Here is a 10,742-nt window from a genome sequence, read left to right on the forward strand (position 1 = left end):
GCATGCTTAAACGCGTAGACAGAACTACAGGAGGAAATAGCACAATCCCATGTGGATCCTTTCCACTGACTATTATATCTCAGGAACCACACAATATCGAAACAAGATCCCAAACGCCCTCCGCTCGTTCAAGAATCACGAGCTGCGCGGAGCTCCGCTCCTTGCCTTGGCGAGCAAAGCTCGCTTTAACAAAAGGGAAACATTGTGTTGCTTAAAGCTTTTATTGATTAATGTTATTTATTTTATTTTCAAAGAACCAGAATGTTTGTATCAGAGATGATGCTTATAAATATATTTTACGAGGAGGAGATTAGGATGAAATACCTAGTCGTTAGTGATAATCATGGAGATCGACAAATTTTAGTGGATTTATTTAATCGTTATAAAGAACAAGTAGATTATATTTTTCATTGTGGAGATTCTGAATTAGCAAGTGATGACCCATTATGGGAAGGTGTTTATGTAGTAACAGGCAATACTGATTCAGACTCACGTTATGAAGTGTCTCAAGTTGTGGATACAGGTGAAGATGTTGTGTACTTAACTCATGGACATTTATCAGGAGTGAAGATGGGCTTAACGCAATTAGATATGCAAGCTCAAGAAGATAAGGCAACTATTGCTTTATTTGGTCATACTCACCAACTGGGCTGTGAGGTAAATAAAGGGCGCTTGTTTTTAAACCCTGGAAGTATTTTGCAACCACGTGGAACGATACCGATAAAAACTTATGCAATTATTGAAAGTACGGAAACTTCTTTTCAAGTACAATATTATGATCGAAACTTCGATCCTATTGAAAGTCTTGCATTTACTTTCAACAAATAGAGAATAAACTCAAAAGCTTGAAAAAGCTTTTGAGTTTTTAATGCAAAAAATAGGAAATCATTCATACTTGTGAATAAAAAGAGTATAGTAGTTATGAAATTTTAAAGAAAGCGCTTTTTATATTTTTTATGGCTAATTTACGATATAATTAACTTGTAGTTTTGTTAGAAATGGAGGTAGAAAGTTGATTGGGAAACACACCAAATCTATACTTTTAGAAAACCAAGATTCTTTCTTGATTGCTGCAGAAAATGTAGCTACTGTATTGTGTAGTCATCCGGCGGAACATGCATTATTGGTTTTATCTAAAGTAGGATATAATAAGATTCCTGTTTTAGATTCATCTGATCGTCTAGTTGGCCTGATTAGTCTAGCTAATATTGTAGATAAAATGGTCGATTTGAATGGATTTAATTCTAAAGTACTTGATGGATTAAATGTTGCAGATGTAATGGAGGATAAAATTCCTTCATTGAAGCCCGAAAATGATTTAGAAGATGCTCTACATTTATTAGTAGGCGTTTCTTTTTTGCCGGTAGTTGATGAAAATGATATTTTTAAAGGAATTGTTACGAGAAAAGAAGTGTTAAAATCTGTGAATCATCTTGTACATGAAGCAGAAAAAAGATATGAATTTATTCCAAAAACAGACGAAATAAAAGAGGGGATAAATACCTAAAAATGGGATAAGAAGTCCTTTTGAGAAAACCCCCGAACTATACTTGATAAGATTGCTTACTTGCGACAACTTCTGTATAGTTCGGGGGTTTTACTTTTACTTCAACTTCATTTTTAAATATTAATAGGCGTTGAAGGGATGGTGTATCCATCTTTTGTTAGTTCCTGAATTGAAGCACTCAGTAATTCTTCATGTAATTGATACTGTTGTCCATTTGTGACATACATTATCGTTCGAACAGCAAAGTTACTATTTCCTAAATCCACAACCCCAAAGATAGCAGGAGGAGTTTGAATATATTCAGAGTATTCATCAACTATTTGCTGGTTAGCCCGCTCGATTGCTTGCTGAATTCCTTCGATCCCTTCAGAAGGCTTAACACGGACTTCCACTAAAACACGCATATCAAAGCGTGACATATTACTTATTGTCGTAATATTACGATTAGGGATAAAATGAACGGTTCCATCAAACGATTGTAATTGCAGCGTTCTTAAACCAACCGAAATAACAGTTCCATCAAGCGCTATATCTGTTAAAAGAATATAGTCGCCCACATTGAATTGTTGTTCAATAATAATGAAGAATCCATTAATGACATCATTCATAAATCCTTGGGCTCCAAGACCAATTGCTAAACCAGCAATACCGGCACCAGCTAGAAGAGAACCTACAGGAACGCCCAAAGAGGAAAGTAACGAATAAATGTAAAAGAAACCAAGAGTATAGCGAGCCACGTTTTTGGACAACGTTTTTATTGTTTTTACACGTATTTCGTTCTGCTTCTTTTTTTTATTCATGCGGAAACCGCGATCAATAAAATAGTCTGCTAAGCGTATTAATATAGCAAACAAGATAGTTAAAGCAAGTACAGCTAGAATTTTTGAAATAACCGTCCCCGTTAATTCGGTCCAATTAATGCTACTCCACCAGCGTTGAAAAGCATTTAATTGTTCTGTGGTAGGTTCAGTAATTTCTGAACTTGTTGAACTTGCTGTAGAAGCTAAGATTTTTTGCGCTCCTATAATTAAAGACATAATATTCCCTCCCAAAATAATGCTTAACTATTATAACAAGCTTTTTATAAAAAGAAAATCAAAAATTACGGGAGTAAATAAAATTTAAGATAAGTGTACACCCTTATCGACAAAGACGGTTTCACCAATAATTCCACTAGCTAAAGGACTGATCAAAAAGGCACAGACATTTCCAATTTCATTAGTAGTTACGCTTACTTCATCGGCCGTACGGTCTTGTGATAATTGAATTAATTTTTGATAATCCTTCACTCCAGTAACAGCTAATGTTTTGACCGCTCCGGCAGAAATGGCATTGACATGAATTTGTTCTTGAGCAAGTTCTGTAGCTAAATATCGTACAGCTGCTTCTAATGAAGCTTTGGCAATTCCCATCATGTTATAATTTGGAACGGAACGTTGAGAACCAAAATAAGTAAGAGTTACAATCCCGCTGCCTTCATTTAGTAATGGCTTGGCATAATGGGTAACAGCGATCAATGAATAGCTACTAATATCTTGGGCAAGGGAAAAACCTTCACGTGAGATATCGGAAACATCGCCTTGTAGATCGTTCTTATCAGCAAAAGCAATGGCATGAACCACGCCGTCAATTTGTCCGGCGTAATTTTCAATTTGAGAAAACGCATTTTTTATACTATCATCATCAGAAACATCACATTCGACTAAAAATTCGTCTCCATTGAGCATTTTTTCTAACGATTTTTTCATACGATCATTCTGATAGGTATAAATCACCTCTCCTCCTTGTTCAGTGATTGCTTGTGCGCATCCCCAAGCAATGCTTCGCTTATTGGCAACGCCCATAACGACGATTTTTTTTCCGGTTAGAAAACCCATAATTCCACTCCTTAAATTAATAAATAATGATTTCGTTTATTGTTCATGAAAAAGCTCCATGATTTCTTATTATTAGATAAAATTGTTTGATTGTCAAACTAAATTTACGTATTTTACTCTTTTATTGCTAAATAAGGTAAAATGTGTTACTTTGATAGTCAAAGTATTCTGTTTTTTGAGAGGATTTAAATTATGGAAAAATTTTTAACTGAAGAAGAAGTAAAGGAAGTTATTCCTAACCGTTATCCGATTCTTTATATTGATTTTGTGGACACAATTGAATCAGGAAAAAAAATCATAGCAACGAAAAATGTAACAATCAATGAAGATTTTTTTCAAGGGAATTTTCTTGAAAATCCCGTTATGCCAGGAGCATTAATTTTAGAAACTCTAGCACAAGCTGGTTCCATTCTCATTTTAAAATCAGATGAATTTCAAGGAAAAACCGCTTATATTGGAGGCATCAATAAAGCTAAATTTCGACAAAAGGTGTTACCAGGAGATACTTTAAAACTTTCATTTGAAATTACTAAAATAAAGGGAACTGTAGGTACTGCTGAAGCCAAGGCTACTGTTGAAGATAAAATAGCTGCTGAATGCGAATTTACCTTTATTGTCGGAGACCAGTAATCTAAAAGGAAAAACAAAGAAAGTAAGAATGGGAAGGCCGTAATATTTCAATAAGAAATGTTACGGCTTTATTATAATAAGAAAAAACAAGGAGGAATTTCATGGGAAAGATGGGGATTTCGCTCTATCCAGAACGTTCTACTTTTGCCAAGGACAAGGCTTATTTGGATTTGGCGTATAAATATGGGTTTAAACGGGTCTTTACTAGTCTCTTACAAATAGAAAAGGAAAAGAATCAAGTGTTAGCTGAATTTAAGCAAGTCATAGATTATGCTAATTCTCTTGATATGGAAGTTATGGTTGATATCAATCCTCGTCTATTTGAACAATTAGATATTTCATATAATGACTTATCTTTTTTTTATGAGTTAGGCGCAGATGGATTGCGATTAGACTTAGGCTTTACAGGAGCCGAAGAAGCACAAATGACACGCAATCCCTATCGTTTAAAAATTGAAATCAATATGAGTGGTGGGACGAATTATGTAGATAATATTATGTCTTATTCCCCCGATACTGATCATTTATTAGGTTCACATAATTTTTATCCTCATCGTTACACGGGTTTAGGCTATCAACATTTTGTCTATTGCTGTGAAAAATTCCGTCGTTACAATTTAAATACGATGGCATTTGTCAATTCACAAACTGCTACTTTTGGCCCTTGGCCCACTCAAGATGGGTTGTGTACGTTAGAAGACCATCGTGAACTAGCGATTGATACGCAAGTCAAACATTTACGTTTAACAGGTTTGATTGATGATATCACCATCGCAAATGCCTATGCTTCTGAAGCCGAATTGCAAGCTATGTCAGAAAGTTTTCATGCGCTTTATCCGATTTTACATGTAGATGTTGTCGAAGATATTACAGAAGATGAACGGCTTTGTCTATTCAATCATTTACATAGTTACCGTGGGGACGCCTCTGAATATCTTTTACGTTCGACGTTGACACGGGTTTATTATAAGAATCAACCATTCCCTGCTCATAATACACAAAATATAAAGCGGGGGGATGTGTTAATTGATAATGCTAGTTATGATCAATATAAAGGGGAGACACAGATAGCTTTACAGTCAATGCAAAATGACGGACGTACAAACGTGGTAGGCCATATTACCGAAGAAGAATTATTTTTACTTCAATTTTTAAAACCTTGGTCTAATTTTGGTTTAAAAGAAAATAAATAAAATAAAGAAGATCCACTAGAACGTTATCTCTTGCGTTCTAGTTTTTGTTTACATAACTTTTATATAGTAAACAAAAACGCAAATTATTTTTATTTATTTTTATTTTTTCGTATACTAAATGAGAAAATTTAATTGTTATGAGGAAAAAGAATGAAATATTTAAAATGGTTATGTCTTGTTCTAGTAATTTTAATTTTTGCTGGTTTGATTTATGTCGGAAACTATTTTTATGAGTATGCTATAATACCTTCTGAAAAAGATTTTTTAAGTCCAGATACAGCACCGGAAACTGCTGAAGAAAAACAAGTAGAGGACTGGTATACAAATGATGCTAATCGCAATCGCTGGCACATTCGCTCTGAGGATGGTTTGAAATTATCGGCTATTTTTATACCGTCAGAAGAACAGGATGGAAAAACAGCAATTTTAGCTCATGGATATATGGACACAGCGGAATCAATGGCTGAATATGCTAAAATGTATCATGATATGGGATACAATGTATTAGTCCCTGATGCTCGTGGCCATGGTCAAAGCCAGGGCGATTATATTGGTTTTGGTTGGCATGAGCGAAAAGATTACTTACAATGGATCGATCAAGTTTTAACTAGACAAGGAAATGATGAAACAATCACCTTGTATGGCGTTAGTATGGGCGCGGCAACTGTGATGATGGTTTCTGGGGAAAGCTTACCTGCAAATGTGGTTTCTATTATAGAAGATTGTGGTTATGCGTCTGTTGAAGAAGAGCTGTCTTATCAGTTAAAAGATCAGTTTGATCTTCCAGCTTTTCCGCTAATTTCTATAACGAGTGCAGTGACTAAAGTACGTGCCGGATATTTCTTTGGAGAAGCTGATGTAACAAAACAGTTAGCTAAAAATCACCTTCCCATGTTTTTTATTCATGGGAAAGAAGATAAGTTTGTTCCCTTTTCCATGCTAGAAGAGGTCTATCAAGCAACAGAAGCGCCAAAGGAAAAGTGGGAAGTTGACCATGCAGCACATGCTGATAGTTACAAACAAGATCCGGACCTCTATCAAAAGAAAGTCCATTCTTTTTTACAACAGCATACAAATAAGTAAATGATGGACAAACAGGTAAATGCTAGGTACAATAAGAAAGGTTTAAGGATAGATAGTTTCAGTATATAGAATGGAGGACACAAGTATGTCCATGTTTTTCGATCAAACAACAATCGATGTGAAAGCAGGCAATGGTGGCAACGGTGCAGTTGCTTTTCGAAGAGAAAAGTACGTTCCCAATGGAGGACCTGCTGGCGGTGATGGTGGCCGTGGCGGCGATGTCATATTCGTCGTTGATGAAGGGTTACAAACGTTAATGGATTTTCGTTATAATCGTCATTTTAAAGCTACGCCAGGAGAAAATGGCATGAGCAAGAGTATGCACGGCCGAGGAGCACAAGACCTCTATGTGAAGGTTCCTCAAGGCACAATTGTACGTGATGAAGAAACAGGTGCTTTACTTGGTGACTTAATAGAAAATGGTCAAACGCTTACTGTTGCAAAAGGTGGAAGAGGCGGCCGCGGCAATATACACTTTGCTAGTGCAAAAAATTCTGCTCCTGAGATTTCAGAAAATGGCGAACCAGGAGACGAAAGAAGAATCAATTTAGAATTAAGGGTGTTAGCAGACGTTGGTCTGGTCGGGTTTCCTTCCGTTGGAAAGTCAACTTTATTATCCATTGTCTCTGCGGCTAAACCTAAAATTGGTGCCTATCATTTTACTACTTTGGCCCCTAATTTAGGGATGGTTTCTGCCTCAAATGGAGCGAATTTTGTAATAGCCGATTTACCTGGACTCATTGAAGGCGCCTCTTCCGGTGTTGGTTTAGGTATTCAATTTCTACGTCATATTGAACGTACGAGAGTTCTTTTGCATGTGGTTGATATGAGTGGCGTAGAAGGACGGGATCCCTATGAGGATTATCAAGCGATTAATCAAGAATTAGCATCTTATGATCTTCGTTTACTAGAGCGTCCACAAATTATCGTGGCCAATAAAATGGATATGCCTGATGCTAGCGAAAATTTGGAACAATTTAAACAAAATTTAGCTCAAGAACAAACGGAAGAAGAAAGTGGCTTACCCTCAATTTTCCCAATCTCTGGAATAACGAAACAAGGCGTTGATGCTTTAGTTAATGCTACAGCTGACTTATTAGAAAGTGCGCCAACGTTTCCGATTTATGAGGAAGAGACATCAGGAGAAGACACAGTGCAATATAGTTATACAACTAATGAACCTGATTTTACAATTGAGAGAGATCCAGACGCTACTTGGGTAATAACAGGTAGTAATTTAGAAAAACAATTTGAAATGACAAATTTTGATCATGAGGAATCGATTCGTCGTTTTACTCGTCAGTTACGTAAAATGGGTGTTGATGAGACTTTACGAAAACGTGGGGCAAAAGATGGCGATCTGGTTCGAATAAAAGACTTTGTTTTTGAATTTGTGGAATAAAAGACAGAAGCTAAAAGATGGAGCGTTATTATCCAAGGAGGCTTAAGACCATGACCGAACGTGTAATTATTATGAACTTTGAGGAAAACGCTAAAGCTTACCAAGCGTTTTCTATGATAAAAAAAATGCAAGAAAATCAAGAACTTAGCAGTGAACAAATGGCTGTTGTTACTCATTCAGATGATGAACAACATCAATTTAATGTAGAAGATTTTATTGATTTTACTGGAACGAATCAAACTTCAAAAGGTGGGCTCATTGGGATGATTGTTGGTATTTTAGGTGGCCCTTTGGGTATACTTTTAGGCTGGTTTGGTGGAAGTGTCATTGGAGCTTCTAGAGACAGTAAAGAAATTCGCCAAGCGCAAACGATTTTTGATTTTGTTGGTGATAAAATTGATGTGGGAGAAACTGGGTTAATTTTAATTGCAAATGAAACAGATAATCGCCCGCTAAATCGCGTGATCATGATGGAATTAGGAGGAGAAATTGCTCGTTTTGATTTAGCAGAAGTACAAGAGGAAATTAGAAAAGCTCAGGAAGTGGAAGAAACAACTAAAGAAAAGATAAAAAAAGACTGGGACGAAAAGCATAAAGGATAAAATAAGAACAAAAAGTAAAAAAAGAAAGACAGGTAATTTATGGAACTGGAATTTTTAGGAACAGGAGCCGGTTTACCAGCTAAACATCGTAATGTAACAAGTATTGCGTTACGTCTTTTAGCCGAACGAAATGCTGTTTGGCTATTTGACTGTGGTGAAGGTACGCAGATGCAGATTTTGCATACAACGATTAAACCACGCAAAATTGAAAAAATTTTTATTAGTCATCTGCATGGTGATCATGTGTTTGGTCTTCCAGGTTTGATAACGAGTCGATCAAATCAAGCGGGAGATAAACCTTTAGAACTTTACGGCCCTAAAGGTTTAGAAGATTTTGTCCGTACTTCCTTAAAAATTTCAAAAACGCATTTAAACTATCCGTTAAAATTTATCGAAATATCTGACGATGAACAAACTTTATTTGAAGATGACCAATTTATTGTGACTTGTAAAAAATTGGACCATGGCATTGCAAGCTATGGCTTTAGGGTGACTGAAAAAGATCATAAAGGGGAACTGCAAGTAGAAAAATTAAAAACTTTAGGGATCAAACCAGGACCTGTTTATGGTAAATTAAAGCAAGGAGAAAGTACTACTTTAGCAGATGGACGCATAATTAATGGAGAAGATTTTGTTGGTGAAGATAAAAAAGGACGTATTGTGACGATATTGGGAGATACTCGTTATACGTCAAATGCGATTGATTTAGCAAAAAGTGCTAATGTTTTAGTCCATGAAAGTACATTTAATAAACATGAAGAAAAGCTGGCTAAGTCTTATTATCATTCGACAACACAACAAGCAGCAACAATTGCTAAAAAAGCAGGTGTAGATCAGCTAATCTTAACTCATATTAGTGCTCGTTATTTAAATAAAGACGCATTTGAATTAGAAAAAGAAGCCCGAGAAGTTTTTTCGCATACTGTTGTAGCAAGGGATTTTTATTGGATGGAAATTCCATTTCAAACAAAGGAGGAAAGTTAAAAGCAATGAATTTAAAAAATAAAACAATCTTAGTTACCGGAGCTTCCTCTGGATTAGGGGAACAAATTTGTTATGAAGCTGCTAAAAAAGGCGCTATTGTTATTGTTTGTGCGAGACGTATCCAATTAATTGGTCAAGTCAAAGAAAAATGCAGTGAACTAAGTCAAAATGACGCTTATGCTTTTCAACTGGATATTTCAGACTCTCAAAGTATTGAACGAGTTCATGAAAAAATCAAAAAAGAAGTTGGTTCTATCGATTATTTAGTTAATAATGCTGGCTTTGGTTATTATGAGGATTTTGTGGCATTTGAACAAGAAAAAGTTCGAGAAATGTTTGAAGTAAACGTTTTAGGATTAATGCTTTTGACACAGAAAGTAGCTATTGATATGTTAGAAGCTAAGAAAGGACACATTATAAATGTTGCTTCCATGGCTGGGAAAATGGCAACACCTAAATCGAGTGTATATTCTGCAACTAAATTTGCTGTGCTTGGTTTTTCAAATGCGCTACGTTTGGAATTAAAACCATTCGGTATTAATGTTACTACGGTGAATCCAGGACCTGTTCAAACAGAGTTTTTTGATAAAGCAGATCCCAATGGAAACTATTTAGCACAAGTAGGGGCTCTTTCATTAAATCCGAACAAATTAGCAAATAAAATTGTTAAACAGATGACTCATCCTAAGCGTGAAATTAATCAGCCAGTTATTATGGAGATCGCTGCTCGAGCTTATCAACTATTTCCTAAAGTGGGCGATTTTTTAGCTGGTGGAATATTTAATCAAAAATAGTTTGAATACTAAAAGACGTAATAATTAAGGAGTGTTTATATGAAAAACCAGTGGCGAATTATTCTTGGCTTGGTTTTAACCTTGTTGATTGTATTATTTGCAGTGATGAATAATATGGATGTACCTATTAATTTTGGCTTTTCTCAATTGTCAGCTCCACTTGTCATTATCATCATTGGTTCAGCATTTTTAGGAGCAATTGTTATTGCATTAGTGGCTACAAGTACAATTTGGCAACAAAGAAAAGAGATTAAAGGATTAAAAAAGCAATTAGGTGACCTTGAACAATCTATCGATCAAAAAGTTGCAGATAAAAGGGAAGAATTGGAAAGAGAATATAATAATAAACTTGCTGCTTTACAAACAGATAATGAGCATCAAACTACATCAACTGAAAAACAAGTAGAAGAAGAAAACACAGAAGAAGAACATTCAAAAAGCGAGTAAAAGCTAGCAAAGAAGGACCTCTTTAGTCAAGTGATGCTAAGTGTAAAATTTATTGAGGTTTCCTCTAGACGAATAAAAAAGAAACCGTTACTCTATTCATTGGGCTGACAGGCACTAATGAATAAAGGCGGTTTCTTATGGATTCTATTGTAACAGATTTAGTGGAAGTAATGAAGAAGGAAAGAAATTTTTTAGCAAGAGAAAGAGCCATGATGATTTTTTT

The 10,742-nt window shown here is 35.5% G+C and carries 12 protein-coding genes; 10 read left to right on the forward strand and 2 right to left on the reverse strand.

Annotated elements, in window-relative coordinates; translation table 11 throughout:
• Nucleotides 1–315: 315 nt before the first annotated feature.
• Both G577_RS0108760 and cbpB read left to right on the forward strand, forming a co-directional pair.
• A complete protein-coding gene (locus G577_RS0108760; RefSeq protein WP_028790879.1) occupies nt 316–828 on the forward strand; it encodes a metallophosphoesterase in 513 nt (170 codons plus the stop codon).
• Between the two features lie 184 nt (nt 829–1,012).
• Entirely contained in the window at nt 1,013–1,507 is a 495-nt protein-coding gene (gene cbpB / locus G577_RS0108765) for a cyclic-di-AMP-binding protein CbpB (protein ID WP_028790880.1), read from the forward strand.
• 113 nt (nt 1,508–1,620) lie between these two features.
• Here cbpB and G577_RS0108770 read toward each other — a convergent pair whose 3' ends face one another.
• On the reverse strand, nt 1,621–2,544 hold the full coding sequence (locus tag G577_RS0108770; RefSeq protein ID WP_038026065.1) for a mechanosensitive ion channel family protein: 924 nt from the start codon (nt 2,542–2,544) through the stop codon (nt 1,621–1,623).
• A gap of 84 nt (nt 2,545–2,628) precedes the next feature.
• Nucleotides 2,629–3,384, reverse strand: coding sequence for an enoyl-ACP reductase FabI (fabI, locus tag G577_RS0108775; protein WP_028790882.1), 756 nt, complete (start codon nt 3,382–3,384; stop codon nt 2,629–2,631).
• Nucleotides 3,385–3,576: 192 nt separating this feature from the next.
• Here fabI and fabZ point away from each other — a divergent pair, with 192 nt between their 5' ends.
• The 8 genes from fabZ to G577_RS0108815 all read left to right on the forward strand — a co-directional run bounded on the left by fabZ (nt 3,577) and on the right by G577_RS0108815 (nt 10,519).
• A complete protein-coding gene (fabZ, locus tag G577_RS0108780) occupies nt 3,577–4,014 on the forward strand; it encodes a 3-hydroxyacyl-ACP dehydratase FabZ (protein ID WP_028790883.1) in 438 nt (145 codons plus the stop codon).
• 101 nt (nt 4,015–4,115) lie between these two features.
• The gene (locus G577_RS0108785; RefSeq protein WP_028790884.1) at nt 4,116–5,207 is read left to right on the forward strand and encodes a DUF871 domain-containing protein; all 1,092 of its coding nucleotides are present in this window, start codon (nt 4,116–4,118) and stop codon (nt 5,205–5,207) included.
• A 150-nt stretch (nt 5,208–5,357) separates the two neighbouring features.
• Nucleotides 5,358–6,290 carry an alpha/beta hydrolase gene (locus G577_RS0108790; protein WP_028790885.1) on the forward strand — a complete coding sequence of 311 codons (933 nt, stop codon included), beginning with the start codon at nt 5,358–5,360 and terminating at the stop codon, nt 6,288–6,290.
• An 85-nt stretch (nt 6,291–6,375) separates the two neighbouring features.
• Entirely contained in the window at nt 6,376–7,692 is a 1,317-nt protein-coding gene (gene obgE, locus G577_RS0108795) for a GTPase ObgE (RefSeq protein ID WP_038023100.1), read from the forward strand.
• Between the two features lie 50 nt (nt 7,693–7,742).
• Nucleotides 7,743–8,294 (forward strand): hypothetical protein, encoded by a 552-nt coding sequence (locus G577_RS0108800; RefSeq protein WP_028790887.1) that lies wholly within the window; start codon nt 7,743–7,745, stop codon nt 8,292–8,294.
• Nucleotides 8,295–8,333: 39 nt separating this feature from the next.
• Complete coding sequence (gene rnz / locus G577_RS0108805) at nt 8,334–9,278, forward strand: ribonuclease Z (protein ID WP_028790888.1); 945 nt, start codon at nt 8,334–8,336, stop codon at nt 9,276–9,278.
• A gap of 5 nt (nt 9,279–9,283) precedes the next feature.
• Nucleotides 9,284–10,072, forward strand: coding sequence for an SDR family NAD(P)-dependent oxidoreductase (locus G577_RS0108810; protein ID WP_028790889.1), 789 nt, complete (start codon nt 9,284–9,286; stop codon nt 10,070–10,072).
• 39 nt (nt 10,073–10,111) lie between these two features.
• Nucleotides 10,112–10,519, forward strand: a complete 408-nt coding sequence (locus tag G577_RS0108815) for a LapA family protein (RefSeq protein WP_028790890.1) — start codon at nt 10,112–10,114, stop codon at nt 10,517–10,519.
• Nucleotides 10,520–10,742: the final 223 nt, after the last annotated feature.

The organism is Tetragenococcus muriaticus DSM 15685 (assembly GCF_000423785.1).
Lineage (GTDB): Bacteria > Bacillota > Bacilli > Lactobacillales > Enterococcaceae > Tetragenococcus > Tetragenococcus muriaticus.